General features: G+C 51.4%; 26 protein-coding genes. 12 read left to right on the forward strand and 14 right to left on the reverse strand.

Annotation, left to right across the window (positions count from 1 at the left end):
• Positions 1 to 221 precede the first annotated feature (221 nt).
• Positions 222 to 590, forward strand: a complete 369-nt coding sequence (locus ACTRXH_RS04570; protein WP_474261573.1) for a DUF485 domain-containing protein — start codon at positions 222 to 224, stop codon at positions 588 to 590.
• A complete protein-coding gene (locus tag ACTRXH_RS04575; protein WP_474280843.1) occupies positions 587 to 2,152 on the forward strand; it encodes a solute symporter family protein in 1,566 nt (521 codons plus the stop codon). Before ACTRXH_RS04570 ends, ACTRXH_RS04575 begins: the two co-directional genes overlap by 4 nt.
• A gap of 169 nt (positions 2,153 to 2,321) precedes the next feature.
• Here ACTRXH_RS04575 and ACTRXH_RS04580 read toward each other — a convergent pair whose 3' ends face one another.
• Together ACTRXH_RS04580 and ACTRXH_RS04585 are read right to left on the reverse strand one after the other, a co-directional pair.
• Positions 2,322 to 3,275: an AEC family transporter gene (locus ACTRXH_RS04580; protein ID WP_474280845.1), complete on the reverse strand. Its 954-nt coding sequence runs from the start codon at positions 3,273 to 3,275 to the stop codon at positions 2,322 to 2,324.
• A gap of 169 nt (positions 3,276 to 3,444) precedes the next feature.
• Positions 3,445 to 4,938, reverse strand: coding sequence for a potassium/proton antiporter (locus ACTRXH_RS04585; protein ID WP_474261576.1), 1,494 nt, complete (start codon positions 4,936 to 4,938; stop codon positions 3,445 to 3,447).
• Positions 4,939 to 5,209: 271 nt separating this feature from the next.
• Between ACTRXH_RS04585 and ACTRXH_RS04590 the strand changes: the two genes are divergently transcribed.
• Together ACTRXH_RS04590 and ACTRXH_RS04595 are read left to right on the forward strand one after the other, a co-directional pair.
• On the forward strand, positions 5,210 to 5,512 hold the full coding sequence (locus ACTRXH_RS04590) for a hypothetical protein (RefSeq protein ID WP_474261577.1): 303 nt from the start codon (positions 5,210 to 5,212) through the stop codon (positions 5,510 to 5,512).
• Positions 5,513 to 5,607: 95 nt separating this feature from the next.
• Positions 5,608 to 6,498, forward strand: a complete 891-nt coding sequence (locus ACTRXH_RS04595) for an alpha/beta hydrolase (RefSeq protein ID WP_474280847.1) — start codon at positions 5,608 to 5,610, stop codon at positions 6,496 to 6,498.
• Positions 6,499 to 6,527: 29 nt separating this feature from the next.
• Here ACTRXH_RS04595 and ACTRXH_RS04600 read toward each other — a convergent pair whose 3' ends face one another.
• Positions 6,528 to 7,430: a cation diffusion facilitator family transporter gene (locus ACTRXH_RS04600; RefSeq protein ID WP_474280849.1), complete on the reverse strand. Its 903-nt coding sequence runs from the start codon at positions 7,428 to 7,430 to the stop codon at positions 6,528 to 6,530.
• Positions 7,431 to 7,614: 184 nt separating this feature from the next.
• Between ACTRXH_RS04600 and ACTRXH_RS04605 the strand changes: the two genes are divergently transcribed.
• Positions 7,615 to 8,607, forward strand: a complete 993-nt coding sequence (locus tag ACTRXH_RS04605) for an alpha/beta hydrolase (protein WP_474261580.1) — start codon at positions 7,615 to 7,617, stop codon at positions 8,605 to 8,607.
• A 59-nt stretch (positions 8,608 to 8,666) separates the two neighbouring features.
• Here the strand turns inward: ACTRXH_RS04605 and ACTRXH_RS04610 are convergent, their stop codons facing one another.
• The gene (locus ACTRXH_RS04610) at positions 8,667 to 9,758 is read right to left on the reverse strand and encodes a M24 family metallopeptidase (RefSeq protein ID WP_474280851.1); all 1,092 of its coding nucleotides are present in this window, start codon (positions 9,756 to 9,758) and stop codon (positions 8,667 to 8,669) included.
• 211 nt (positions 9,759 to 9,969) lie between these two features.
• Here ACTRXH_RS04610 and ACTRXH_RS04615 point away from each other — a divergent pair, with 211 nt between their 5' ends.
• Positions 9,970 to 10,530, forward strand: a complete 561-nt coding sequence (locus ACTRXH_RS04615) for a hypothetical protein (protein ID WP_474280853.1) — start codon at positions 9,970 to 9,972, stop codon at positions 10,528 to 10,530.
• Positions 10,531 to 10,696: 166 nt separating this feature from the next.
• On the opposite strand, the gene ACTRXH_RS04620 is transcribed toward ACTRXH_RS04615, so the two are convergent.
• A complete protein-coding gene (locus ACTRXH_RS04620) occupies positions 10,697 to 11,398 on the reverse strand; it encodes a peptidoglycan-binding protein (protein ID WP_474261583.1) in 702 nt (233 codons plus the stop codon).
• Positions 11,399 to 11,746: 348 nt separating this feature from the next.
• On the opposite strand from ACTRXH_RS04620, the gene ACTRXH_RS04625 reads away from it, so the two are divergent.
• On the forward strand, positions 11,747 to 11,869 hold the full coding sequence (locus ACTRXH_RS04625; RefSeq protein ID WP_474280855.1) for a hypothetical protein: 123 nt from the start codon (positions 11,747 to 11,749) through the stop codon (positions 11,867 to 11,869).
• 25 nt (positions 11,870 to 11,894) lie between these two features.
• On the opposite strand, the gene ACTRXH_RS04630 is transcribed toward ACTRXH_RS04625, so the two are convergent.
• From ACTRXH_RS04630 to ACTRXH_RS04650, 5 genes are all read right to left on the reverse strand, one after another.
• Positions 11,895 to 12,932: an HD-GYP domain-containing protein gene (locus tag ACTRXH_RS04630; RefSeq protein ID WP_474280857.1), complete on the reverse strand. Its 1,038-nt coding sequence runs from the start codon at positions 12,930 to 12,932 to the stop codon at positions 11,895 to 11,897.
• A gap of 150 nt (positions 12,933 to 13,082) precedes the next feature.
• Positions 13,083 to 13,538, reverse strand: a complete 456-nt coding sequence (locus ACTRXH_RS04635; protein WP_474280859.1) for a universal stress protein — start codon at positions 13,536 to 13,538, stop codon at positions 13,083 to 13,085.
• Between the two features lie 72 nt (positions 13,539 to 13,610).
• Positions 13,611 to 15,155, reverse strand: a complete 1,545-nt coding sequence (locus ACTRXH_RS04640; RefSeq protein WP_474280861.1) for a CocE/NonD family hydrolase — start codon at positions 15,153 to 15,155, stop codon at positions 13,611 to 13,613.
• A 1-nt stretch (position 15,156) separates the two neighbouring features.
• Complete coding sequence (locus ACTRXH_RS04645) at positions 15,157 to 15,996, reverse strand: YitT family protein (RefSeq protein WP_474280863.1); 840 nt, start codon at positions 15,994 to 15,996, stop codon at positions 15,157 to 15,159.
• Positions 15,997 to 16,082: 86 nt separating this feature from the next.
• Positions 16,083 to 17,564, reverse strand: coding sequence for a BCCT family transporter (locus ACTRXH_RS04650; protein WP_474280865.1), 1,482 nt, complete (start codon positions 17,562 to 17,564; stop codon positions 16,083 to 16,085).
• A gap of 273 nt (positions 17,565 to 17,837) precedes the next feature.
• Between ACTRXH_RS04650 and ACTRXH_RS04655 the strand changes: the two genes are divergently transcribed.
• The 5 genes from ACTRXH_RS04655 to ACTRXH_RS04675 all read left to right on the forward strand — a co-directional run bounded on the left by ACTRXH_RS04655 (position 17,838) and on the right by ACTRXH_RS04675 (position 21,755).
• Complete coding sequence (locus ACTRXH_RS04655) at positions 17,838 to 18,413, forward strand: GbsR/MarR family transcriptional regulator (RefSeq protein WP_474280867.1); 576 nt, start codon at positions 17,838 to 17,840, stop codon at positions 18,411 to 18,413.
• The gene (locus tag ACTRXH_RS04660; RefSeq protein ID WP_474280869.1) at positions 18,413 to 19,294 is read left to right on the forward strand and encodes a beta-keto acid cleavage family enzyme; all 882 of its coding nucleotides are present in this window, start codon (positions 18,413 to 18,415) and stop codon (positions 19,292 to 19,294) included. The genes ACTRXH_RS04655 and ACTRXH_RS04660 overlap by 1 nt, the downstream gene beginning before the upstream one ends.
• 17 nt (positions 19,295 to 19,311) lie before the next feature.
• Positions 19,312 to 20,283, forward strand: coding sequence for a 3-hydroxyacyl-CoA dehydrogenase NAD-binding domain-containing protein (locus ACTRXH_RS04665; RefSeq protein WP_474280871.1), 972 nt, complete (start codon positions 19,312 to 19,314; stop codon positions 20,281 to 20,283).
• A complete protein-coding gene (locus ACTRXH_RS04670) occupies positions 20,273 to 20,743 on the forward strand; it encodes a thioesterase family protein (RefSeq protein WP_474280873.1) in 471 nt (156 codons plus the stop codon). Before ACTRXH_RS04665 ends, ACTRXH_RS04670 begins: the two co-directional genes overlap by 11 nt.
• A 121-nt stretch (positions 20,744 to 20,864) precedes the next feature.
• Positions 20,865 to 21,755 (forward strand): alpha/beta hydrolase, encoded by an 891-nt coding sequence (locus tag ACTRXH_RS04675; protein WP_474280875.1) that lies wholly within the window; start codon positions 20,865 to 20,867, stop codon positions 21,753 to 21,755.
• A gap of 13 nt (positions 21,756 to 21,768) precedes the next feature.
• On the opposite strand, the gene ACTRXH_RS04680 is transcribed toward ACTRXH_RS04675, so the two are convergent.
• The 4 genes from ACTRXH_RS04680 to ACTRXH_RS04695 form a co-directional block, all read right to left on the reverse strand.
• Positions 21,769 to 22,149, reverse strand: a complete 381-nt coding sequence (locus tag ACTRXH_RS04680; RefSeq protein WP_474280877.1) for a DUF488 domain-containing protein — start codon at positions 22,147 to 22,149, stop codon at positions 21,769 to 21,771.
• A 147-nt stretch (positions 22,150 to 22,296) separates the two neighbouring features.
• Positions 22,297 to 22,722, reverse strand: coding sequence for a zinc ribbon domain-containing protein (locus tag ACTRXH_RS04685; RefSeq protein ID WP_474280879.1), 426 nt, complete (start codon positions 22,720 to 22,722; stop codon positions 22,297 to 22,299).
• Between the two features lie 291 nt (positions 22,723 to 23,013).
• Positions 23,014 to 24,234: an NRAMP family divalent metal transporter gene (locus tag ACTRXH_RS04690; RefSeq protein ID WP_474280881.1), complete on the reverse strand. Its 1,221-nt coding sequence runs from the start codon at positions 24,232 to 24,234 to the stop codon at positions 23,014 to 23,016.
• 126 nt (positions 24,235 to 24,360) lie between these two features.
• The gene (locus tag ACTRXH_RS04695) at positions 24,361 to 25,149 is read right to left on the reverse strand and encodes a carbon-nitrogen family hydrolase (RefSeq protein WP_474280883.1); all 789 of its coding nucleotides are present in this window, start codon (positions 25,147 to 25,149) and stop codon (positions 24,361 to 24,363) included.
• Between the last annotated feature and the right edge of the window lie 73 nt (positions 25,150 to 25,222).

Raw genomic sequence — 25,222 nt, forward strand, 5'->3', positions numbered from 1 at the left:
GATTTTTTGTCGCCGGAATTATTAACTAGTAGTTTCGAACTAATTTATGTTTCTAACCTACTGTTATGCAACAATTTTGGATTTTTTCTGACATTTTCGATTGACGGAAGCGCTTTCATATTATAAGTTTAATTTGTCTCCTTCCTTTCTGCTGCATGTCGTTTCTGTTGATACTCTTACCTTACGCTAATTGAATTTTATTTGAAAAAGGAGGAAAAAATATGCCTGTCGAAAAAGAGTCTGATGCAACCAACGAAACCTTTACCTCTGGCGGCGGAGTGAAATATTCCGAAGCTGTGGAAAACCCTAAGTTTAAAAACCTCATGTCGAAAAAAAGAAAATTTATTGCGCCCTTAACGGTGTTCTTCCTGCTATTTTACCTGGCTCTTCCGGTTTTAATTCTTACCTCGGACGTGCTGAACAATTCAGCAATCGGACCAATCACCTGGGCGTGGATACTGGCATTTGCTCAGTTTGCCATGACCTGGACGCTCTGTATTCTTTACGTACGTAAATCCGCCAAATTTGATAAAGACGCCGAAGCTATCATCGAAGAAGAAGAACGCAAAGCTAAGGGGGATCATTCATGAATGCAACGGTCATAACACTATTTCTACTAATTGTCAGCCTCACCCTTGTTATTACGTACTTTTCAGCGAAAAAAACCAGCTCGGCCAGTGACTTCTATACAGCCGGCGGCGGACTGACCGGCTGGCAGAACGGCCTTGCGATTTCAGGGGACTACTTATCAGCTGCTTCCTTTCTCGGGATTGCCGGTGCCATCGCCCTATACGGCTTTGACGGTTTTCTTTTCAGCATCGGTTACTTAGTTGCTTACCTTGTCGTTATGTTTGTGGTCGCTGAACCGCTTCGTAACCTCGGCCAGTACACACTTGCTGACATGCTGAATGCGCGTTTCGATGCGAAAAAAATCCGCGGGGCAGCGGCATTCAGTACAATCACCATTGTCATTTTCTACATGATTGCCCAGCTCGTAGGGGCAGGAGCTTTAATTCAACTGCTTTTTGGCATACCATACATTTGGGCCGTTATTCTCGTAGGTGTCATGATGACCACATACGTGCTGTTTGGCGGCATGACTGCCACCAGCTGGGTACAGATCACAAAAGCTGTACTACTTATGATTGGTACACTGATTATTTCCATCATGGTTCTTTGGCAGTTTAACTTTAACGTCATTGCTATGTTCCGGGAAGCAGGACAGGCTACACCTGCCGGAACCAATTTCCTGAATCCGGGACAGCAGGATAACCTGCCGCTTGATTCACTGTCTCTCATGATTGCACTCGTACTTGGTACAGCCGGTCTTCCACACATTCTCATGCGCTTTTTCACTGTTAAAGATGCGAAAACAGCGCGGAGCTCGGTTGTTACAGCTACTTGGATTGTTGGTATCTTTTATCTCTTAACCGTCTGCTTAGGCTTTGGCGCAGCGATTTTTGTCGGTCGAACAGAAATCATTGATGCCAACCCGGCCGGTAACATGGCTGCACCGCTTCTTGCCCAGGCGCTCGGCGGCGATCTGCTGTTCTCCTTCGTCTGTGCCGTAGCATTTGCAACTATTCTCGCCGTGGTAGCAGGCCTCGTGCTTTCCGGAGCCAGCGCCTTCGCCCACGACCTGTACGGACAAATCATTAAAAAAGGGAAAGTCTCCGAACGTGAGCAGGTGGTTGCAGCCCGTACTGCTTCACTGACAGTGGCTGTACTTTCCATTGCACTTGCGATTTTCGCCCAGAACTTAAACGTAGCCTTTCTCGTGGCACTCGCGTTCTGTGTGGCCGCCAGTGCGAACCTGCCTGTTATTGTGTATACGATTTACTGGAGACGCTTTAATACAAACGGAGCTATTACCGCAATTGCGGTCGGCCTGATCAGCGCAGTCGGTCTGGTAATTATCAGTCCGAACGTTATGAACCCGGACGGAAGCGCATTTATCTCCGCTCAGGCGATCTTCCCGCTCACGAACCCGGCGATCGTATCCGTACCGCTCGGCTTTCTCGGCGGCTGGATCGGCACACTCGTTTCCAAAGAGTCGAGATCCGGACGCTACGACAAAGTGCTCTTCAAAGCCAACACCGGCTACCGCGAATACGACCTGCAGGGGCGTGAAATTAAAAAAGGAGAAGATTAATCATACAAAAAGCACCGGAGCAGCCGCTCCGGTGCTTTTTTACGCTCAATCAATATTTCTCGTTCTTTTAAAATAAGCTGACTTTTAATTTACAAATTTACAAATATGTTAACTAAAACTTTAACAAGTTCTCCTCTATAAAAAACCGAAGCACTCAGGGCGCTTCAGTTCATCCGGCGATATGCTGCGCGATAAACACGGTGACCGGTAAAAGAAGCAGGCTTATAGCCGTTGTGGCAATCAGCGCCACGATACCAAGCTGCTTGGAGCCGCCGTGGATGTAGCGCTCAAATAATACAGTCGCCAGTGTAAAGGTGGGCATCGATGCCTGCACGATAATAATTTTACCGAGAAGCGCCGGAATCGGCAGCAGCCACACCAGAAGACAGGCCGCAGCCGGCACAGCGAATACCTTCACGAGTACGGCTGTACCCATAAACCGCTTGTACCCGGTCTTCACCATTTTCCAGTTCGCAGACGTAATCGTCGGAATCAAAAGCCCGATCAGAATCATCGCAAGCGGCGCGGCCAGCCCCGAAATGGTGTTTACCGTTTCGAGAAAAATCACCGGAAGCATAATACCGGCGGAGGCAAGCAGCACCGAACTGACAAGCGTCAAAAACGGCGTATTTAAAATGGCTGTCAGCTGCCGGAACGAAAAGCGCCCCGGCTTCAACAGCAAAATACCAATAGTGAACACACTTGTCATGGTCCCGGCATCATACACCGCCGCGTACGACCCGGCTTCTGTTCCAAACAAAATTGTAATGAGCGGAATGCCGATAAACCCGGTATTACCGCACCCTGAAACGATCGCAAGCTGGCGGGCTTCCATGTCAGTATAATGAAACGAGCGCCCAATCGAATAGCCAAGAGCCATCCCGGTCCACGTAAGCCCTAGCGCGCAAGCATAAACCATCGCAAACGACGCCCAGGTGGAGCTGTTGAATTCGAGCTGAAAAATGCTGTATACGACTACAGCCGGGAGTGCGAAATTAATAGCCACAAAGGAGATAAAACGGCGCGTTTCCACCGATACATCGATCATTTTAGAGGTAACAAGACCGATCACCACCATCACGGCCATCATAAACACCGGCGTAATTATATCAATAATAGACATCCGTCTCGCCTCGGTTCTTTCATTATTTTCCTGAAGCTGCACGTGTTCTATCTTAATACAAATCAGTAGGATTGAAAACGAATGAAAGCTTGCTGTATCAATAAATTATATGCAAGCGCTTCCCCTATGCCAAAAAAAGCTGCCCTCCAGGCTGGAAGGCAGCGGTCCGTTACGGGGAGGTCTTAGGTTCAGGGTGCTTCTTGCGGTTGAGCAGCCGACGCAGATCGTCCTTTTGCTGTCTGGAAACGAGAATGTACAGAAAATCTCCTTCCTGGATCTCAGTATTACCGCCCGGGGTGACGAGTTCATTATTTCGCACCATCGCGCTTACGGTCGCATCATTTGGAAAATTGATTTCATACAGCTGTTTCCCTACAATCGCCGATTCCTCACTCGCTTCAAACTGCACCATTTCCGCATTCGCCGAGCCCATGCTGACGAGCTCGATGGAATGGTACGGTATTTCTTTTTTCGGCCCGACCAGATGGAGAAGCTTCGCCACATAGGAGATGCTTGAGCCCTGGATAAGCGCGGATGTCAACACGATAAAAAATACGAGGTTAAAAATCAGCTGGGCATTATCGAGACCGGCGACCACGGGAAACGTTGCAAGTACGATCGGCACCGCTCCGCGCAGGCCCGCCCAGGAGAGAAACGTTCGCTCCTTCATCGTATAGCCGAGAAATGCCGTAGATATAAAAACGGCAAGCGGCCGTGCGATAAACATTAGAACAAAGGAGAGCGCAATGCCGGCAAGCATCACGTCTGCCGTAAATACCTGACCCGGAAAAGCAAGCAGACCAAGAATAATAAACATCAGAATCTGGCTCATCCAGGCGAATCCTTCATTAAACTGAAAGATCGAGTAACGGAACGTCAGCTCAGAGTTGCCGATGACAAGCGCAGCTATGTATACTGCCAGAAACCCGCTCGCTCCAACAGCCGCTGTCACGCTGTAGGCCAGAAGCGCAAAGGCCACCGAAAAGATCGGATACAGACCACTGGATTCGAGACCGATATGATTGATCGAAAACGAAGCGAAGCGGCCAAACAGCAGCCCTAAAACAATGCCCGCCCCGATCTGCCAGAAAAATGACGGAATGAGCATCCAGATGTTGGCATCCATGTTTGTAAGAAGTTCAATAAAAGAAATCGTTAAAAAAACAGCCATCGGGTCGTTCGTTCCCGACTCGGCTTCAAGCGTGGCCCCGAGCTTGGCTTTAATATTTCGTTCCTTCAGAGCGGCAAAAACGGCCGCCGCATCGGTCGAGCCGACAATCGAGCCAAGAAGAAGCGCTTCATACCAGGTAAAGTCGAGCAGCAGATATGCCATGCCTCCTACGCATAAGGAGGTAATCACCACGCCCGCGGTCGCAAGCGAAATCGACGGCACCGCCACCCGGCGCACAGTCGCCCATTTTGTCTGCAGGCCGCCCTCAAACAGAATAATCACAAGGGCAAATATACCGACCAGCTGGGCTACTTCAGCATTATCAAAATAAATAATTTCCAGGCCGTCGCTTCCGATCAGCATGCCGATCAGAATAAACAGCACGAGGGCAGGCAGACCGAGCCGGTTCGAAAATTTAGCAACAATAACTCCGGCCACCAGCAGTAAACCGACAAGCAGAACGGCCCCATCGTTTGCTTCCAAAAAGTCCAATATGTTTCGTTCCTTTCATGACACATATTCTGCATGCGTTATGTTTATAGTTTTACGGTGAATTAATAGGAGAGCATTCGAGCCGACTGTGAAGAAGAAGGCCGCTGAATCAAACGGGGAAAATGGTACATAATAATATACTCTTTTTATCTTAACATTGATTTTTTATTCTCCATAGCGATCAGCCCTTTTGCGTTTTCATGCGTAACGAAACCTTTTACAGGGAAAAGACGTATAGTGGTATACGCACATCAAAAGGAGGCAACCATTCATGGAAGTATCCCGAATACTCAAATGGGTCACCGGCGGGATCGAACTGTTTCTCGGTATCCCAATTATAGGTGGGCTCATTATTATCAGTACAGGCTACGTGCCGCTGAATATTATGCTTGTCGTCCATATTATCGCTCTTATCGCGTCCATTTATGACAAGCAAAAGAAAACAGGCAACATTCTCGGCATCATTACTTCCGTTGTGGCCTATATCCCTGTCGTTGGTATGTTCATGCACATCCTTACCGGCATCTGGCTGCTCGTTGAAGCCTTTGGACCTCAGCGCGAGAAAGAAATTTAAAGCGGGGCACGCCTTAAACGGGCGTGTCCTGTTTATTTCTGCCTGAAAACAGGAATATGATTGTTAATACTTTTCAGGAAAGGAAGCAGTTACTTATGACCAAATGGAAAACGTCTACGCAGGCAGCTATGCTGCGCTCTTTTCAAAAACGCGTCAGTCAGCAGTCCCAGTCGTATATTACCCCGCCGCCGGCGGATTCGGTCAGCACCTCCTCGTATCTGGTCGAAACGACACCTGGAGCCACACCGGTACATATTTATTATCCGATTGCGGACGTTTCCAAAAAACTTCCGGTATATATCAACCTGCACGGAGGCGGCTTTGTGATGGGCAGCGCCAGCGAAGATGAGGGCTGGTGCAAATATATTGCCGCTGAAGTGCCGTGTGTGGTGGTAAACATCGACTACCATTTGGCGCCGAAGACCCGCTTTCCTGCCCCGGTGCTTGAAGTTTTTGAAATTGTTGAATGGCTGACCGCACAAGCCGGGCGCCTGTCGCTGCAGATGGATAACTACGTGCTCGGCGGCCACAGCGCCGGAGGCAACCTTGCCGCCACGGCGAGCATGATGCTGCGTGATACCGGCCACAAACTCCCGAAGCTGCAGATTCTTGACTATCCGGTTCTTGACCTGCAGACAGATCCTTATGAGAAGCCGGCTTATTCGACTGCCATTCCGCCGTACATTGCGCAGATTTTCAACGACAGCTACCTGCAGACACCGCAGGATGCCCGTCATCCCTACGTATCGCCGTTATATGCTGAACATCTCGAAGGACTGCCTCCGGCGCTCGTCATTACCGCTGAATATGATTCGCTCGCCAGAGAAGCAACCCAGTACGTGAGCCGCCTGGAAAAAGCAGGCGTCGCTGTGCAGCATTACCCATTTTCTGCGACCAGCCACGGATTTACCCATATGGGAAATGAAGAAACCGCGCTCGAGGCGTGGGCCACGATCATTCACGAGCTCAAACGTGCCTTCAAATAAAATAAACCGCCCTTCACGGGGCGGCTTTTTTAGTTACATATCGTGTCTTCGCAGATTTCGCGGTTTTCCATGTCGATCTGGATGGTCGTATGGTGGATCCCGTGCTCCCTGTGCAGCAGCTCATTGGCATTTTTCAGCGTTTTCTGCTGGCTCGTGCCCTCTTCAACGACCAAGTGGCAGCTGAGCGCCGGGAAGTCTGACGTAATCGACCAGACATGCAGATCGTGCAGATCCTTGACGTGCTCGACAGTGAGCAGCTGTTCCTTTATCTGCTTCGTGTCGATTCCCTCCGGCGTGCCTTCCATGAGTACGTGCACCGAATCCCGCAGCACCCGGAGACCGCTGATGAAAACAAGCACTGCAACGACCATGCTTGCGATCGGGTCCGCAAGACTCCAGCCAAACAGCATGATTAAAATCGCAGCTGTAATGGCACCGACCGAGCCGAGCAGATCTCCCATAACGTGCAGAAACGCACTCCGGACATTTAAATTTTCATGATTATCCCCGCTGTGAAGAATACGGGCCACAACAATATTAACGATCAGGCCGATAGTGGCCACAATCAGCATCCCTATGCTCACCACGGACGGCGGATCCATTAAACGCTGAATGCCTTCATACGTAATATATACAGCAATCACCATCAGCGCGAGACCGTTGATAAACGCAGCCAGCACTTCAAACCGCCGGTAGCCGTAAGTTTTCGAAGAGGTCGCGCTCCGGCTGCCGTACCATATTGCTGCAAAGCTGAGGCCGAGCGCTGCTGAATCACTCAGCATATGCCCTGCGTCAGAAAGCAGTGCCAGACTATTCGTCCACAGGCCTCCAATCACCTCAACGACCATGAAAACAGTAATTAAAATAAATGACCATTTCAGGGCCGTCTGGTTTGTCGTTCCGTGATCATGGCTGTGCCCTTCATGTGCCATAATGTCTCCTCCCTGTTTCTTTACCTTTTATATTCAAATCATCTTTTGATTATATTATACCACTTCCACTCTTTTATTCAAACATTCTTTTGAATAATAAAATGTATAAATTTTTCTTTAAAAGGGAATACAGTACCGTACGTAGAAGTTAACGTTACAAAACCCACACAAGGAGAAGATGTTTATGCACAAACTCGTCAAACAGGCAGGCCTTGGCGCCTGCGGACTAATCGCTGCAGCAGCTGCCTATGCATTCTTTTCACCGCGGCCGGCTGCGTGGTATGTAAAGCAGGCCTTCAAGGGCGGCCTCGAAACCGAAGCGCCCGACTTTGCCGAAGCAGCCGAAAAAACGGTACAGTATAAGGATATTGACTACGAATCCCAATACCGTAACGGACGGCTTGATATTATTTTGACGACGAAAAAAGAAGAAAAAACGCCGGTTATTTTTTGGATGCACGGCGGCGCCTACGTCGCAGGCGACAAGCAGGATGCTTCCAAATACGTGACCTATCTGGCTGCCTCCGGCTATAATGTGATCAACATTAATTACGCACTCGCACCGGCCGCCGCTTACCCGGCGCCATTAATCCAGCTCGATGAAGCGTACCGCTATATTAAACGGCACGCCGATGAGTATGGGATCGATCTGACCAATATTTTTTTCGCCGGCGATTCTGCCGGGGCACAGATCGTCTCCCAGTATGCGGCCATCCAGCTGAACGAGGGGTACTCCCCTTGGGTGCCGGTAAGACGGCATATTGATCCGCTTTATATTAAAGGGGTGCTGCTGTTCTGCGGCCCGTACGACCTTCGCCAGATCGCCGGCGCACCACTCGGCTGGTTCAACCGCTTCCTGTTCAAGCGCATCGGCTGGGCATACATCGGCACTTACAACTGGGAGGAAGCTCCCGCGCTTACGGAAATATCGATGCTCCAACGTCCGCCAGAAAAATTCGCGCCTACTTTTATTACAGACGGCAATAAAAACTCCTTCGACACCCAGGGGCGCCGGCTTGCTGCCCTGTTAAGCCGCCGCGTACCCGTTCGGGACATCTTTTACGATAAGGATGAAACGCCGGTCGAACACGAATATCAATTTATCATGGATAAGCCTGCCGCCCGGCAGACGTTCCGTTCCCTGACTGCTTTTATTGATACGTACAGCCGTACGTAAACGACGAAAAGGGCCTGCTGCGCATACATGCGCTTCAGGCCCTTTTTCTGCGCCGGCTGTTACACGTCCAGCAGCGTCCCGAGACGATTCATAATTTCCCCGCCTTGTTCGCCGACAATCACGTCGTCCTCGAGACGAATGCCGCCCCATCCTTCAATATACATACCCGGCTCAATGGTGAGTACCATACCGGCTTTAAGAAGCTCATTGTTCTCGCCATGAATCGACGGCGCCTCGTGCACGTCCATACCGAGACCGTGACCGACGCGGGTGATGAAATAATCGCCGTACCCGGCTTCTGTAAGTACGTCCCGCGCGGCTTTATCCACGTCCCCAATTCGTCCGCCGTCCCGGCACGCCTCTATCGCTGCTGCTTTCGCCTCCGACACAATCTCAAGACGCTCCCGGGTAATTTCATCGGCTCCGCCAAACACCCAGGTGCGAGTCATGTCCGAGCAGAAGCGTCCATAGCGGGCACCGAGATCCACCAGAATCAGGTCTCCCTTTTGTAGCCGGACTTCTGAGGGAACGCCGTGCGGATAGGCGCTTTTTTCTCCGAACAGGACGATCGTATCAAAGGCCGCACCGTCCGCTCCCTGCTTTTTCATCATCTCTTCAAGCTGATGAACGACCTCCCGTTCAGTCACTCCTTCCCAAAGCCCTTCCGCAACGGTTTCAAGCGCCCGTTCAGTAATATCCACTGCGTGCTGAATCTGCTTCAGCTCCTCCAATGATTTCACCTGGCGGCTCTGCATAATCACCTGCTCAAAATCTGTATAGCGGACTCCCGGATAGATGTGCTGCAGCTTTTCGAACCGGGCAACAGATAAATGATTTTTCTCTACTGCGAGCCGGACAGGATTCGGCATCTGTTTATGAAGTGCTTTTTTCATACTTTCCCACGGGTCCTCGCTGTCTGTGTAGGTAACAATGCTTCCGTGCCATCCGCTTCTTTCCACCAGCGCCTTTTCCATTCCCGGGCAGACAATCAGAGGCTCTCCATGCTGAAAAAGGACAAGCATCAAAAGCCGTTCATGCGGGTCTGTGTAAAAGCCGCTTGCATAGTAAATATCAGCCGGATTCGTGATAATGGCTGCGTCCTCCTCGCGTTCTATTAACGATCTCGTCCATGCTTCAATTACCGCATTCATTTTTTGGCCTCCTTTTTCTTTAGTATCGCACAATTTTTTAGATACTTTCCAGCCGTTCCTTGTTTTGTACAAGGTTTGCCTGGAGGCAAAGACGGGAAATAATGACAACGATAAGTGAAACAATACCCTTTTTGAATGCGTACACATACATAGATAAACAGCGTGGTGGTTTCGCGCATACCGCGCAAACCATGAAGGGGGGACAGCATCTATGCAGAACCAGGAATGGATCTTTAACGATATACTTTTCTTTTCCTCCCACAATTCAGTTCCAGTCTACAATCACGGAGGGGAAACGATCGGCCTGCTTGAACGGGCCGACGCCACATCCATCGACGTTAATACCGATCATATGCGTACCGGGGACGCTTACCGGTTTAAAGATACGCACGGCCAAACGCGCATGGCCATGGGCGTGAAAAAAGGCAAAATGCACCGGCGCCTCCGCTATCATTATATGTTTCAGCCATGCAGCGAAAGAAAAGAAATTGAGCTGCGTGATCAAATATTTTTTCCTTACTTTCGTTTTCATGTAAAGGGACGCGTGAACGATGAACAGCTCGAAATCTACCAGACCCGTCACGAACAGCTGATTGTGCGGTGCGAAAAAGTAACTGTCGCGACGATTACCTTTAAAAATTCCGGATGGAAGGTTTCAGCCTCTGTTAATAAAATCCAGGATTCCTGCGTAACAACTCCGGAATTTCTTACTCTCGCCTACTGTATGTTCCGCCTGAACGACTTTGAATCCTCCGATATTAAAACGCTGTAAGCAAAGCACGTAACAGAAAGTTTTCTTCATTAATATAAGATTGACGCATAGTCCTATATGAAGGCTGGTTAACAGGAGCACTGAACGGTGCTCTTTTTTATAGCTTCAGGTATATTAAAAAACCCGCCTTCCTTTTTAGGGAAGACGGGTTCTGTTCGTTTATTGATTAGTCTACTACTGTTACTTCTACGTCCTGACGCCCGAATTCATAAGCGTCCGATTTTGTTGGTACGTGAATGTCGATACGGTCGTTATTGATGGCACCGCCAGTATCGGCTGCTTCATACGTGCCCATGCCTTCAACCTTCACGGTGGAGCCAAGCGGGATCACGTCCGGGTCTACGGCAATAACATTAGCGTCGCGGTCGTTGTTCAGGTTTTTGCCTGTAGCGGTAATGCCGCTGCAGCCGGCACATTCAGCCGTATATGCAGTAGCTTCCATCGTCATGGTGTCGCCGCCTGTGCTGGCGTCACTGCTTGTCGATTCTTCCGAAGAGCTGCTGCTTTCGCTTTCTGAGGAGCTGCCTTCAGAAGATTCGGATGTGGAAGCTCCTTCCACTGCTTCACCGCCGTCTACGTCATCAAGTGCCGCGCGGGTGTTTGGTCCGATAATGCCATCCACGGTCAAGCCCTGATCGCGCTGGAAGCTGCGTACGGCGCTGTCCGTGATCGGGCCGTAGATGCCGTCGACGGCGTAGTCGTAATAGCCTTCATCCTCGAGGACGGACTGTGCTTCGGATACATCGTCCCCGCGGTCCCCTTTATTTAATAGGTCTGCTGCGTCCGACACGGCTGGTGCTGCTGCAAGAAGTCCCGTTCCGAGTGCGAAACCACCGGCCCACTTCATCGATTGACGTACAGAAAACATATGTGAATACCCCCAACTGTTTGAATTTCTCTCACAGCAAGAACTATAACGGACCACCACGGGGGTCTTCAAGCTTATTAGTTAATTGTAATTACATTGTAATTTCTATGTAATTATTACTAATGCATGATAAATTCCCGTAACAAAGTCTCTGTTTTTTCGGATATTCATGAATTTCCCGGGCAGAACGGCTTAGAGACATCCTTCTCTTTGCTATTCGTTCCGGGTGATGCCGTAACCACATTACAAAAGCTTTTTAAGTCTGTTACAGGAATTCTGCTTTTTTTCACTAAAGTAGTAAGCAAACGGCACGGGGATTCTCAAACTAAACCGAAGGGGTGCTTCGGCATGTTTACTGGAAGCCTGATTGTCCATATCACTGCAGGGTTTCTGGCTCTCGGCGTGTTTTGGATACCGTTGGTTACGAAAAAAGGCGTGCGCACGTACAGGCTGGGTGTTATTCCCAAATAAAAAAGCTGATCCTGAAAAGAATCAGCTACTGCTCTGTCTGTTGTCTGATCAGCATGCGCCTGATGCGAAGCGTGCGGTTTGTCGGCACGTAAAATACCTTAGCCGAGCCCTCTTCCTTCAAAAGAGGAAAGGTCGGAAGCTTATCATCAATCTTAATAATGGTGGCAGTACGTCTGTCTGTGAGCTCCACCGTAGCTCCCAGTGGAAAAATTTCCAGGGTTTCACACAGCCTGGCCACATGTTTCACGTCCACGCTCTCCTCCTGCAGAATAATCCGAATGGCTTTATGAGGACAAACTGCATTTCTGTACGGCCGGTGGAGCGACAGCGCGGAATATATATCCAATACGCCAATCAGGCGTGCCTGCTGCGATATCTCATTTCCCGCAATACCATAAGGATATCCCCTGCCGTTTAAACGCTCATGATGGTCACGAGCCATCACCGCAATATTTTCCGAAAATTTAAACTCTTTAAGCAATTCGTATCCGGCCAACGGATGGGTCTGAACCATCGCCATTTCCGAGCCGTTCAGGGCACCTTTTTTCCATAGTATCTCCTGTGGCACCTTCAGCTTCCCCGCATCATGAAGAAGACAGCCGACTGCAAATTCACGCACATTTGGAAAACCAGATTCGCGGGCCAGCAGGGCCCCTAAAATAAATACATCAAACGAATGCTGATAAGTGTATGGATCCCAGTCCTGCAGCTTATCCATCAGCGCCTTCACCTTCGGTTCCTTTATGATGGTGCAAAATAAATTTTCCAGCCATTCATAGCGCTCCAGGTCATTCAGCGCAAAACCGAACCGGTATTCATTGCCAAGGCCGAGCACGTTTTCCAAAAACAGGCGTTTTAACTCCTGTTCACTCATCTGCGCTCCTTGTTCTACTGGTTCGTTACCGTGTTGAATTTTCACTGCTTCAATGCCCCATCTGTGCAGCCTGTCGATCCATTCCTTCGTTAATACCTTTCCTTTTTTTAACGCCAGGGTGCTTCCTTTGTATACATCCTCTCCCAACACGTCTTCCGGTCGTAAGTCTTTGATCAGCCTCTCCGTCATGATCTCCACCGCCCGTCATCGTATTTATTATTTAGTATTCAGTTGCATATTAGGTATATATTCACAGTACTTTAGTTTGTTATTAAAATCAATATATAATATGCAAGTTATTCCATAAAAAAACCGGAAGCCTATGGCTTCCAGTCCGTATTACTTTTCTTCTTTACTGTCCACGATCAATATATCGCAGCTGGCCGAACGGACGACGGCTTCCGAGAAGCTGCCCATCAGCGTGCGGTCCATTTTGTTTTTGCTCGTCTGCGGAAGCAGCACCAAATCAATCTGATAGTCCGGCACTACCTTCTGCAGCAGCGTCTGCGTCGGGGCCCCGTGCTCCACAATCAGCTTCGCATCGAGCTTCCCGTGCCCGTGAGACTCTGCTTTCTGCTTCACGGTGTGAAGCGTTTCGGTTGCTTCTTCTTCAGCTTTTTTTAAGACATCTTCTTCATAGCGGGCAAACGGGCCATAGCCTTTTTCCTCAACCATAGATGCTAAATAAAGCTTTGCTCCGTGAAGTTCGGCCAGTTGGCAGCCTTTTTGTACGACATGCTCCGGCACGCCTGCCGTCGGATGTACGCCGATTAGAATATTTTTGTATAGTTCCATATTTATACGCCTCCTTATTAGGTATATGGAATGCGTATTATGACTGTTCCCAACTACTGGGAAATGTATGCATCAATCATGGAAAACAGGAGGCGTTCCGGCGGGCATATGCAGCTGCGACGTCCCATGGATTTCTGCCCAGCCGGGATGCTGCAGGCTTTCTACGCGCGGAAAACTGCTCAAATATATTTCAACACGCAGCCGGCTCCCTGCCGACAACCGGTACGCGGTCCGGCCGATATCGATGGTATGCTTCCCGGCCTGCACGGTATCCACTACGTTCCAAGCCGCCCCGTCCGGCTTTACTTCGCTTACCCGCAGGCCGACCGGAAGACCCGGGCTGCTCAATGTCAGCCGCAGATGCGCCTGCACGGTGCCGATCACTTCCCAGTCCCGGCCGAAGGGCGCGCTCGTGTACACAAGCACATCGCTCCGCTTCTGTATTTCCTGCTGGTCAAAGCTTCCTGCCGGAAAGCCGTTCATTAAAATATTTCCGCCGTTCGTCGGCACCGGATGCTCCGGGTTATGCCGCGCTATCCGGCCGGGCGCTCCCTGCTCCGGTGCTTCCGTGCCTAGCAGACCGGCCGGGTCCAGGTAAAGCACTGCTTCCGCCTGCTCCTCCGGCAGCTCTGCGCCGCTTCGCCATTCGCCGGCGTGCATTACGTAATAGTGTACCGGATTCCCAGGCGGCGCTGTTTCGCCCTTCAGCCAGTGGTCGAACCACCGTAAAAACAGCCCGGTCCGGTCCACCTGGGCTTCAGGAAAAAGGACGTCTCCCGCCCGGCCGCTCTGGTCCTCGTGCGTCCACGGACCGATCCAGAGCTCTGCCGGGCCGGATGTTCTTTGATATAAATCGATGGTTTCCTCCAGAAAGCAGTCGTACCATCCGGCAAGAAGGAGAGCCGGCACTTTAATATTCTCCGGGGCGGCCTGCATATGCTGCCTCGCTTCTCCGGAAACGTTTCCAAGCAGAAAGTCTTTGTAGTACGCCGGAAGGCCGGCTGCTGTCACCGGAGTCCATGCGAGCGGGTCCCCTTTCCCGAGCCAGTCCGGCAGATGCTCAAGATACCCATTGATACGTACCGGGCCTTCGGGCTCCTCCACCCGCTCCAAATGGTCTGAAAGCATGGAACCGGCGACCCACGACTGCCATTTGCCGAGCTCAAACACACCCCGGCCTCCCCGCATCGTGTTCCAGCCGTCCGCAAATGCCATCATTGGCGCTATTGCCTTTAGCGATGGCGGTTGTTCCGCTGCCGCTGCCACCTGGGTGAAGCCGTGGTATGACATCCCGATCATGCCGACATGCCCGTTCACCTCCGGAAGGCGAGCCGCCCATTCCACCGAATCATACCCGTCGGCAGCTTCATGGATAAACGGATAAAATTCCCCCTCGGAGGCAAACCGGCCGCGCACGTCCTGAATCACCACCACGTAGCCGGCCGCTGTCAGACGTTCAACATCAACGAACGTTTCCCGGTAATGACGGCTCGTTTTGTCATACGGCAGCCGGAGCAATAAAGCCGGCCAGCTGCCTGCCTGGTCCGGATGATACACGTCTGCGCGCAGCACGGTACCGTCACGCATCCGTCCTTCCACCTGCTGTTCGATACGCATGCTACGAGCGCACTTCCTCATGGCCGATCGAAAACGTTCCGCCCGACACGTCCTTGACATTATGGACGACGATGAACGCATTCGGATCCACTTCTTTAATCACCCGTTTCAGACGAAGCAGGCGGTGCGAGTGAATCACAATATAGAGCACGCGGCGCTGCTCCTTCATGTACTCACCTCTGCCGTCAAAAACGGTGGCACTCGAAGCAAGCTCTCTCGTAATACGCTCGGAGATCTGCTCGGAGTACGGGGACACCACGTTGAGCGCTTTTTTCGAGTCAAAGCCGCCGAGCACGAAGTCGGTGACCACCTTCCCGATGTAGAGCGTAATCAGGGTATACATGGTAGACACCGGCCCGATGATAAAAATTCCGGCAATCACGACAAGCGCGTCCAGAACGAGCGTCATGCCGGTCAAATCCCAGCCGAGCTGCTGGTTAAAGGCACGGGCAATAATGGATGTGCCTCCGACAGAGCTTCCGGCCTGATAAATAAAGCCAAATCCGACCCCGGTAATGGCCCCGGCGAAAATCGCCGCAAGCATTGGATCCTCCATCGGCTGGGCATACATGCCTTCAAAGATCCAGATAAACACTGAAAACAGTGCCACGTTAAAAATCGTTTTATACACCATGTGGCTCGGCAGATAACGAACTCCGACACCAAGCAGCAGAATAAAAATAATCGGTGTTGAAATACTCGGCGAAATGCCGAGTCCGTAATAAATTAACAGGGACATCCCGACGATGCCGCCCTCGGCAATGGAGTTTGGCATCGCAAGCTGCGTCACCGCGAGCGCAAACAGCAGTGTGCCGATAATAATGTACATTATATTTTTCATACGTTCTTCCCCCCATATATATTTCAGACAAAACTATATTATAACGTAAAAAAGAGCAGGAACGCAGCCTGCGTTCCTGCCCGCGCTTATTTGCCGCGTTTTTGGTCGAGATTTAAGGTCTTGACAATGCCCACGCACATTAAAATAACAATAACTGAAAGCGGCAGCGCGCTGACTACAATCGCGGTCTGGAAAGCACTCAGGCCGCCAACCACTAATAGAATCGCAGTGACGGAGACGAAGAACACGCCCCACATGATTTTTATCGATACCGGCGGGTTCAGGCTGCCCCCGGTTGTCTGCATTCCGAGCACAAACGTCGCAGAGTCAGCCGTGGTTACGAAAAAGATCGTCACGACGATGATGGCAAACACGGACATAATGCCCCCGAGCGGATACGTCTCAAGCACGTAGAACAGCGCTGTTTCGAGCGACTGCGATGATACCTCGCGTCCTTCAAAAAGCTCGAGGAAAATCGCGCTTCCGCCAAGCGTGCTGAACCAGAAGAACGAAACGATCGATGGCACGAGCAGTACGCCGGCCATAAATTCACGAATCGTCCGTCCCCTTGAGATCCGGGCCACAAACATCCCGACGAACGGTGTCCACGAAATCCACCAGGCCCAGTAGAAGACAGTCCAGTTCTGCGTCCACGATGCCTCCTGCTCATCAATCGGATCCATGCGCAGCCCCCATCCGAGGAAGTTCTGGACGTAATCCGACAGACCGGAAGCAAACATGTTAATTAAAAAGAGCGTTGGTCCGGCGATCAGCATAAACAGCAGCAGGATGCCGGTCAGACTCAGGTTGATGTTACTTAAATATTTAATACCCCGCTGAATTCCCGTGCTTGCTGATGTTACGAAAATAATCGTCACAATCGTCATGATGATGAACTGCACGCCAAGATTGTACGGCACGCCAAAAATAAACTGCAGGCCGGCGTTAATTTGCTGGGAGCCTAGTCCAAGTGAGGCCGCGACTCCGAACAGTGTAGCAAAAACAGCAACGATATCGACCACGTTCGCGACCGGTCCATACGCATATTTTCCGAGCACCGGCCGGAGCGTCGTGCTCATCAGCCCCGGTGCCTGATAGCGGAACTGCTGCAGAGCAAGCGCCAGTGCCACCAGCGCATAGATTGCCCAGGCATGCAGTCCCCAGTGAAGCCACGTCGAGGAAACGCCCCGGATGGCATCACCTTCCGCACCGCCCTCGCCGTTTGGCGGGCTCGAGAAGTGCCCGATCGGTTCGGACACACCGTAAAACAGCAGCCCGATCCCGATACCGGCAGAAAACAGCATCGTAAACCAAGTGAGCCGGTTAAACTCCGGCTTTTCGTCCGGCTTTCCGAGCCGCACCTTTCCGTATTTACTGAAGCCCAGATAAACGGCGAAAATTAACAGAAGCGTCACTAAAATCTGAAAATACCAGCCAAAATGCACAAATACAAATGCCTGGGCAGCAGTCATTGCTGCTTCAAGCTGCGCTGTAAAAAATACGCCGAATGCTAAGAATAGTAGGATAAGAACGATCGACACTTTTAACACAGTCGTCATTTTTCTCATTATGTATGTACCTCCTCCATAGTCTTTCCGCTGCAGTCGTTCACAACGTCCTTCATTATAGAGAAAGCCCTCTGAAAAGAAAAAACGCGTAAGCCGTCAAAAACCCGTGTAAAATCTATGCAATTTTTATTGCACAGAGTTTATGGTTCATTATCTTATATTTCCTTCCTTTCTCGCCCTCAGTGACCCCAACCTGCATTTTTGTCTTTTTTTTGAAACGTGATACAGTTAGACGCGTGGAAAACAGAGAAAGCTTTATAAAGGGGGAGCGCCATGAGTGCCTCAGGGGATAAAAACCAGCTGCTTGAACAATTGAATGAAACCGAACGGCAGATTGCCGACCGTATTTCCGACAATATGAATACGTTCGGCGTGTCATCGACGATCGGCCGGCTGCTCGGCATTATTTACATGAACCGCGAGCCGATGACGCTCGATGACCTGGCCGAAGCAACCGGAATGAGCAAGACCCGGATGAGCCAGGTGATGCGCCAGATGATTTCGTTAAACATCGCAGAAAAAGAGCACGTAAAAGGCAGCCGCAAGGAGCATTATAATGTGGAAAACGATTATGTGCAGACGTTTGTGTCCCTGTTTACGACAAACTGGCGGGAAGTGATCAGCAAAAACCGGCAGTTTGCCAACAAGCTGCAGCGCGAAATCGATGAGGTCGCTGCTGCAAGCGATGGTTCAGCGGAGGTAGACCAAAAAATTACCGAGCTCCGCAAAGAGCTCGACGAATGGGTCGCGTATTATAACTGGATCAGCCGTCTCGTTGAATTTTTCGAAAGCGGAGATATTTTCGACGCTGTTCCAATAGAGAGAAACGATAAAGGAGAAGATAAATAATGGGTCAAAAAACAATCATTACAAGCGCCGTTACCGGCGCCGGAGAAACGACAGACAAAAGCAAGCATGTGCCGGTCACGCCGGAAGCTATCGCCCGTGACGCCATCGAAGCAGCCAAAGCAGGAGCCGCGGTCGCACACATTCACGTCCGCGATCCGAAAACAGGGGCCTACAGCTTTGACCCCGCCCTCTTCCAGGAGGTCGTGGAACGCGTCCGCGAAAGCGAAACCGACGTGGTGTTAAACCTCACAGCCGGGGGCGGCGGCGATTTTGTGCCCGATCAGAAGCACCCGGCCACCGGCGGTGACGGCACGTTTGTGCAAACCCCGGAGGAGCGCCATCTGCCCGTGGGAAAATTCCTTCCCGAGATTTGCACCCTTGACTGCGGCAGCCTGAACTTCGGCGACCAGGTGTATCTCGGTCCGGCCGGCTGGCTCCGTGAGCAGGCATCGCTGATCCAGCAAAGCGGCGTGAAGGCGGAAATGGAATGCTTTGATACCGGCCATGTCCGCTTTGCCAACCAGCTCGTTCGCGAAGGCCTCGTAGACGGCGACCCGCTCTATCAGTTCTGCCTCGGCATTCCATGGGGCGCGGAAGCAGACGCGGAAACGATGCTTCACATGAAGCATCACCTGCCGGAAGGCGCCAACTGGTCGGCGTTTGGCATCGGCCGCCTGCAGATCCCGATGGTCGCCCAGGCAGCCCTTCTTGGCGGTAACGTCCGCGTCGGCCTCGAGGACAATCTTTACCTCGAAAAAGGCGTGCTTGGCACGAATGCCCAGCTCGTCGACAAAGCTGTGCAGCTGCTGCAGACGCTGAACGTAGAACCAATGACCCCGCAGGAAGCGCGCGATACGCTCGGCCTGACGAAACAATCTTAAATTTTTAGGAGGACCTCATGAATCCCTCAACAACTACTATTGCCGTCGTCGGAACCGGCGTGATCGGCAACGGCTGGATCGCCCGTTTCCTCGCGCACGGCTTTCACGTTATTGCCTGCGACCCGGCGGACGGCGCCGAAGAAAAAACCCGCAGCACTGTTACATCGCTTTGGCCGAAGCTGAAGGAAAACGGCATGCACGACGATGCCTCCATCGATAAGCTTACATTTACGACTGACATTTCAGACGCTGTGTCAGACGCTGCCCTTATTCAGGAAAATGTGCCTGAACGCGAAGACATTAAACGAAGCGTGCTCGCCCAGATTGATGCACACGCGCCAGCCGAAAGCATAATCGCTTCAAGCACGTCCGGCTACAAGCCGACGACGCTTCAGACCGACTGTACCCGCCATCCGGAGCGCGTCATCGTCGCCCACCCGTTTCACCCCGTCTACCTGCTTCCGCTTGTGGAGCTTTCCGGCGGCGAGCAGACGACAGGTACCGAAATGACACGCGCCCAGGAAATATATGAGCTTGCCGGCATGAAGCCGCTTGTCATGAAGGGCGAAGTGGACGGCCATATCGCCGACCGGCTGATGGAAGCCCTCTGGCGGGAAGCCCTTCATATTGTGAACGACGGCCATGCCACCACCGAAGAAGTCGACAAAGCGATTGTCTACGGCGCCGGTCTCCGCTGGGCACTCATGGGACCGTTTTTGACCTTCCATCTGGCCGGCGGTGACAAAGGCATGACCCACATGCTCGAGCAGTTCGGTCCGGCCCTGAAAGCACCGTGGACCAGTCTCGAAGCCCCGGAGCTCACTCCTGAATTGAGCGAAAAAGTGATCGAGGGCACAAAGGAACAGTCCGGGGATAAAAGCGTCGCCGAGCTTGAAGAGCGCCGCGATGAATTTCTTTTAAAGCTCATGAACCTGCTGCACGATGGCAGCTACTGGCCGGCAGAAAAGGTGCACAGCCATGACAAATAACCATACAGTCTGGAACGGTAGCGTAGAAAAGGAATGGGTGGACTATAACGGACACATGAATGACGCCGCTTACGCTTTAGTTTTCAGCCGGGCGCTCGATGCGCTTCTTGAAGACGCAGGCTTGACTGCCCGCTTTATCGAACAGGAGCAGTACACCGTATTTACTCTCGAAACGCACCTGATGTATCTGGCGGAGGCCCACCAGGATCAGCCGCTCGCCGTATCAGCGGTGATCCTTGATCAGGACGCCAAGCGGCTGCATCTGTGGTTTGAGATGCTTGACGCTAAAAATGAAACAATCGCTACGAGCGAACAAATGGTGATGGGAATGGATCAGTCCGCCGGACGGCCCGCCCCGTTTCCCGAAACGCTTCAGCAGGGCTTTGCCAGAGTCCCAGTCCTCTCTCTAGAGAACTGGCCGGCTAAAGCCGGACGCTCCATTGGAATTAAACGAAAATAATACAGCATCAGCCGGTACTCTCTTAACGAGTGCCGGCTGATTTTTTATGCTGGACAATTTTCAGCTTAACAAAAGGCTGCGGCAGGAATAGGCACGTAGAGAGAAGAAAGGAGTGGCACCAATGCCCGTATGGAGAACCTACCTGTTGACCGCGCTTCTGCGCGCGTTTCAGATACGACTTCGCCGTTATTCACCGACCCATATTACCCCGCCTTTGGCAGAGGCGGTCCGCACGGATCCCTACATTGTTGAAACGGCTGCCGGCGCGACGCCCGTGCACATCTATTATCCCGAAAAAGCTGAAGGCACGGCTCTTCCGGTGTTTGTGAATCTGCACGGCGGCGGCTTTTTCATGGGAAGCTACGCCGACGATGAAGACTGGGGCCGCTATGTCGCCGAGCTGACCCCCTGTGTGGTCGTGAATATCGATTACCACCTGGCCCCGCGCAGCCGGTTTCCATTTTCCCTGTTTGAAATCCGGGACGTGATCGCATGGCTGCACGTCCATGAGGATTGGCTCGGCCTGAATATGGAACGCTTCGCCCTCGGCGGACACAGTGCCGGCGGAAACATTGCAGCATCAACGCTGCTGCTTTTGCGCGACACCGGGGCGCCGATGCCCGCAGTTCAAATTTTGGACTCGCCGATTCTCGACCTTGCGACTGATCCCCGCGAAAAAGCATTCTTTCCCGGAGCGATTCCCATTTTTGTGGCGGATCTGTTCACGGCAAGCTACCTGGAAACGGGCCAGAGCACTGCGCACCCGTATATTTCCCCGCTCCGTGCGGAATCACTCGAAGGGCTGCCGCCGACGCTTGTGTTCACCCCGGAATACGATTCCCTCGCCCGCGAGGCATTCCGGTACGCAGAGCGCTTGAAGCAGGAAGGCGTGCCGGTGGAGTATCAGATGTTTCCAAAAACCATTCACGCCTTCACCCATGTCGGACGAAAAAGCACCGCAAAAAAAGCGTGGGGACTCGTCGTCTCCACGCTTCAGGCCCGCCTGCTGTAGGCGGGCCTTCGTATTACCCGTCCGGATGCGCCGGCTGCTGATCGAGAATTTCCTTCAGCACCCAGGCGTGATTTCGCTTTACATCCTCTGACGAAAAGACGAGCGTCACGTCCTTGTCCTGCATCCGCACAATTTCTTTTAGGCGCTGCAATTCTTCGCGTTTGAGCTCATCCTGCTCAAGCTCTGCCTTATACGCCTCCTTGAAGCTTTCGAACTTTTTCGGTTCGTCCTCAAGCGCCTTCTGGAGCTCCTTCGACGGGGCAACACCGTCCACCCATTCATGAATATCGGCACGCACCTCTTCGACTTCGTTCGGCCATTCCTTCTCAACAAAAATCCGGTAGCCGTCGTCCGTATCTGCTTTCTTATGGAGCCGCTTGCAGTATATTGGCATTGGTATCATCCTTCATCTGTGTAATTTTAAATCTCTCTTCCCGGCTCTTTCCTTTCCGGGACAATGGGCAAACGTGCAAAAACTGATTCTCTATTTAAGCAATATAAAAAGAAGGAACTTTTGCAGTTCCTCCTCATTTGTATAAAATTAATAATAGTAGCTGTTCGCACCAATTACAAACCCGATCAGCATTCCCATAATAGCTGCTGCAATACCGGCAATAATCATAATCATTCCATGGGTTGGCTGCCCCTTAGTCCGGACGAGGAAGCCCATAATCACTGAAACTGCTCCAAACACCACCGGAATGAAAATCAGTGAAAAAGCGACCGAAATCCAGCCAATAATCACAAACGGCAGTGTATTTTTGTCACTGAATGCTTTTGAAACTGCGTCTGTAGTATTTTGTGTTGGTGGTTGATTCGTGTTTTGGTACTGACCAGAACTTGAAGCTTGTGGCTGAATGTTGTCCGGTGATTGCTGATTGACAGATGGCTGCATGTCCTGACCGCAAGAAGGACAAAAGCGTCCCCCTGACTCATTTTCTTTCCCGCAATTCGGGCAATACTTCATACAAATCCCCCTTTTAATAATTACAATATACTAGTCAAATTGTACCACTAAATGACAAAAAATTGTAATAAAAATAAAATTTTATAGTAAAAAGCATAAAAAAATAAACCAACTTTGAGTTAGAGCGCTCCAGTGGTTTATTTTTCCCTGAGCCGACCCCTTTGAAGGGTCAGTACTGATGTTGGCGGTCCGTGTTCGCGCACAGGCCGTTTTTTGTTAAATGAATTTATACCACAGGCGGGCGAAGCTATTCAATCTCCTTCGGCCTGCAGAGTGTTTCCTTTTAACATTCTACTGCCACAAATCCGCAATTCCCTGCAGCGACAGAAATCCTGCCACCAAGGTGACCAACACTGCCACTATCCCAAAGATGAGCATCCAGGCCGGGTGCCTGTATTCCCCGACAATGGACTTTTTCCTTGAAGCAAGAAGCACCGATCCGAGGGTTAACGGAAGGATTAACCCGTTTAAAGCACCAGCCACGATTAACAATGTTACCGGCTCCCCGACAATCGCAAACACAATCGTGGAAAAAGCAATAAAGCCGATGATCAGCCATTTATAATACTTTTCAAGCTGCGGGTGAAAGGAGCGAATAAATGAAACACTCGTATACGCCGATCCGATCACGGAACTGATGGCAGCGGACCAGAGCACCACGCCGAAGATTTTATAGCCGACATTGCCGAGAGCGATCTGAAACACAGACGCCGCAGGATTTGCTTCATCAAGCGTATACCCTGCAGACACGACACCCAGCACGGCAAGGAATAAAAGCACTCTCATAACTCCGGTCGTTAAGATGCCAAAATTCGCAGCTTTCGTGACAAGGGGAAGGGCTTCTTTCCCCTTGAATCCCCGGTCGATCAGCCGGTGCGCACCGGCAAAGGTAATATAGCCGCCCACGGTTCCGCCAACAAGCGTCACAACCGGGAGCACGAGTACTGCGTAATCCTCCGGGAACACGCTACGAACTACAGCTTCTCCAACCGGCGGGTTGGTCGTGATCATCACATAGCCCACCATCGTGATCATCACGATACCGAGAATGGGGATAAGGATATCCACCACTTTTTCGGCGCTCTTCACAGTAAAAATGATAATAGCGATCACCCCGGTGATCACCGCTCCCACCTGTGGGGAAATACCAAACAGCACGTTAATACCAAGACCTGCCCCGGCCACGTTCCCGATGTTAAAGGCAATACCGCCGAGCACAATGAGCGCCGCTACCAGGTAGCCGAGCCCCGGAAATACCATGTTTGCCACGTCCTGCCCCCGTTTTCCGGAAACAACCAGCACCCGCCAGATATTTAACTGGGCGCCAATATCAATAATAATCGATGCTAAAATGGCAAACGCAAAACTAGCCAGAAACTGGGACGTGAATTCTGTTGTCTGTGTTAAAAATGCCGGTCCGATAGAGGAAGTGGCCATTAAAAAAATGGCTCCCCACAGCACCCGGCGCTGTACGCCTTTTTTCAACAGATCGCTTTGGTTTTGTTCCATCATTCACCGCCGCCTTTCTTCATTCAATCGGCTGCTGCAGCTGCTACACTTTATCGCATGTCAGATCGTCTGATGCCGGCTCAGGCTGTGCAGTTCAACGATTTCTTTTCCCAAAGGCTGCTTTCTGCTCTATTCATACAACTCCGGCACCCGGCTGTCAAAAACGGGTACGTTTTTACGGACCTCTGCCACATTGGATAGATCCAGGGTTTCTTGGAGCGTTTCCTCGCCGTCCACGCTCCCCTTCTGCAGCACGTTGCCCCACGGATCGATAAAGGCCGAGGATCCGGCGAATGTAATACCATCATAGGAACCCGGGCGGTTGCACGTCACGACATACATCTGGTTTTCCACCGCCCGCGCCGCACTCAGCACGTCCCAGTGATTCCGTCGGCTGTCCGGCCATTCCGCCGGGATAAACAACAGCTCACACCCCTGCAGAGCGAGGCTCCGGATAATTTCCGGAAAACGAAGGTCATAGCAGATTACGACCCCCATTTTGATTCCGTTAATCTCAAACACCTTCACCGGCTCGCGCCCGCCGCTTAAGTACGCCGGCTCGTTCAGCATCGGCACGAGATGGATTTTGTCATAATCATATACAAGCTCCCCTGTGTTATCTATCACAACGGCCCGGTTATACACCTTCCCGTTTTCTTTTACCGCGATCGACCCTCCCATGATATGAACATCATAGTGTTTCGCCGCCTCCTGCAAAAAACGGATCGTTTCGCTGTCTGCCGGATCCTCCGCAATATCCTGAAGCTCCGGCAGCGTATACGCGGTCGTCCACATTTCCGGAAGCATGACCATATCCATGCTGCCAGGCTCCTGCTCCCTGAGCCACCGGCTTACCTTTTCCCGGTTCGCTTCCGGGTCTCCCGCCACAATGTCCATCTGATAAACGGCAATATTCATCGTTTTCCTCCTCCTGTATATGTATCCTATTACGATTCAATATACCACCCGGCGCTGACGGAGAAACAGGGCC

The organism is Marinococcus sp. LNHM5E3-2.1 (genome assembly GCF_056034365.1).

Coding starts and splice junctions, on each gene's coding strand:
- ACTRXH_RS04570 (WP_474261573.1), top strand. CDS start 222: ATGCCTGTCGAAAAAGAGTCTGATGCAACCAACGAAACCTTTACCTCT.
- ACTRXH_RS04575 (WP_474280843.1), top strand. CDS start 587: ATGAATGCAACGGTCATAACACTATTTCTACTAATTGTCAGCCTCACC.
- ACTRXH_RS04580 (WP_474280845.1), bottom strand. CDS start 3,275: ATGTCTATTATTGATATAATTACGCCGGTGTTTATGATGGCCGTGATG.
- ACTRXH_RS04590 (WP_474261577.1), top strand. CDS start 5,210: ATGGAAGTATCCCGAATACTCAAATGGGTCACCGGCGGGATCGAACTG.
- ACTRXH_RS04595 (WP_474280847.1), top strand. CDS start 5,608: ATGACCAAATGGAAAACGTCTACGCAGGCAGCTATGCTGCGCTCTTTT.
- ACTRXH_RS04600 (WP_474280849.1), bottom strand. CDS start 7,430: ATGGCACATGAAGGGCACAGCCATGATCACGGAACGACAAACCAGACG.
- ACTRXH_RS04605 (WP_474261580.1), top strand. CDS start 7,615: ATGCACAAACTCGTCAAACAGGCAGGCCTTGGCGCCTGCGGACTAATC.
- ACTRXH_RS04610 (WP_474280851.1), bottom strand. CDS start 9,758: ATGAATGCGGTAATTGAAGCATGGACGAGATCGTTAATAGAACGCGAG.
- ACTRXH_RS04615 (WP_474280853.1), top strand. CDS start 9,970: ATGCAGAACCAGGAATGGATCTTTAACGATATACTTTTCTTTTCCTCC.
- ACTRXH_RS04620 (WP_474261583.1), bottom strand. CDS start 11,398: ATGTTTTCTGTACGTCAATCGATGAAGTGGGCCGGTGGTTTCGCACTC.
- ACTRXH_RS04625 (WP_474280855.1), top strand. CDS start 11,747: ATGTTTACTGGAAGCCTGATTGTCCATATCACTGCAGGGTTTCTGGCT.
- ACTRXH_RS04630 (WP_474280857.1), bottom strand. CDS start 12,932: ATGACGGAGAGGCTGATCAAAGACTTACGACCGGAAGACGTGTTGGGA.
- ACTRXH_RS04635 (WP_474280859.1), bottom strand. CDS start 13,538: ATGGAACTATACAAAAATATTCTAATCGGCGTACATCCGACGGCAGGC.
- ACTRXH_RS04640 (WP_474280861.1), bottom strand. CDS start 15,155: ATGCGTATCGAACAGCAGGTGGAAGGACGGATGCGTGACGGTACCGTG.
- ACTRXH_RS04645 (WP_474280863.1), bottom strand. CDS start 15,996: ATGAAAAATATAATGTACATTATTATCGGCACACTGCTGTTTGCGCTC.
- ACTRXH_RS04650 (WP_474280865.1), bottom strand. CDS start 17,564: ATGAGAAAAATGACGACTGTGTTAAAAGTGTCGATCGTTCTTATCCTA.
- ACTRXH_RS04655 (WP_474280867.1), top strand. CDS start 17,838: ATGAGTGCCTCAGGGGATAAAAACCAGCTGCTTGAACAATTGAATGAA.
- ACTRXH_RS04660 (WP_474280869.1), top strand. CDS start 18,413: ATGGGTCAAAAAACAATCATTACAAGCGCCGTTACCGGCGCCGGAGAA.
- ACTRXH_RS04665 (WP_474280871.1), top strand. CDS start 19,312: ATGAATCCCTCAACAACTACTATTGCCGTCGTCGGAACCGGCGTGATC.
- ACTRXH_RS04670 (WP_474280873.1), top strand. CDS start 20,273: ATGACAAATAACCATACAGTCTGGAACGGTAGCGTAGAAAAGGAATGG.
- ACTRXH_RS04675 (WP_474280875.1), top strand. CDS start 20,865: ATGCCCGTATGGAGAACCTACCTGTTGACCGCGCTTCTGCGCGCGTTT.
- ACTRXH_RS04680 (WP_474280877.1), bottom strand. CDS start 22,149: ATGCCAATATACTGCAAGCGGCTCCATAAGAAAGCAGATACGGACGAC.
- ACTRXH_RS04685 (WP_474280879.1), bottom strand. CDS start 22,722: ATGAAGTATTGCCCGAATTGCGGGAAAGAAAATGAGTCAGGGGGACGC.
- ACTRXH_RS04690 (WP_474280881.1), bottom strand. CDS start 24,234: ATGATGGAACAAAACCAAAGCGATCTGTTGAAAAAAGGCGTACAGCGC.
- ACTRXH_RS04695 (WP_474280883.1), bottom strand. CDS start 25,149: ATGAATATTGCCGTTTATCAGATGGACATTGTGGCGGGAGACCCGGAA.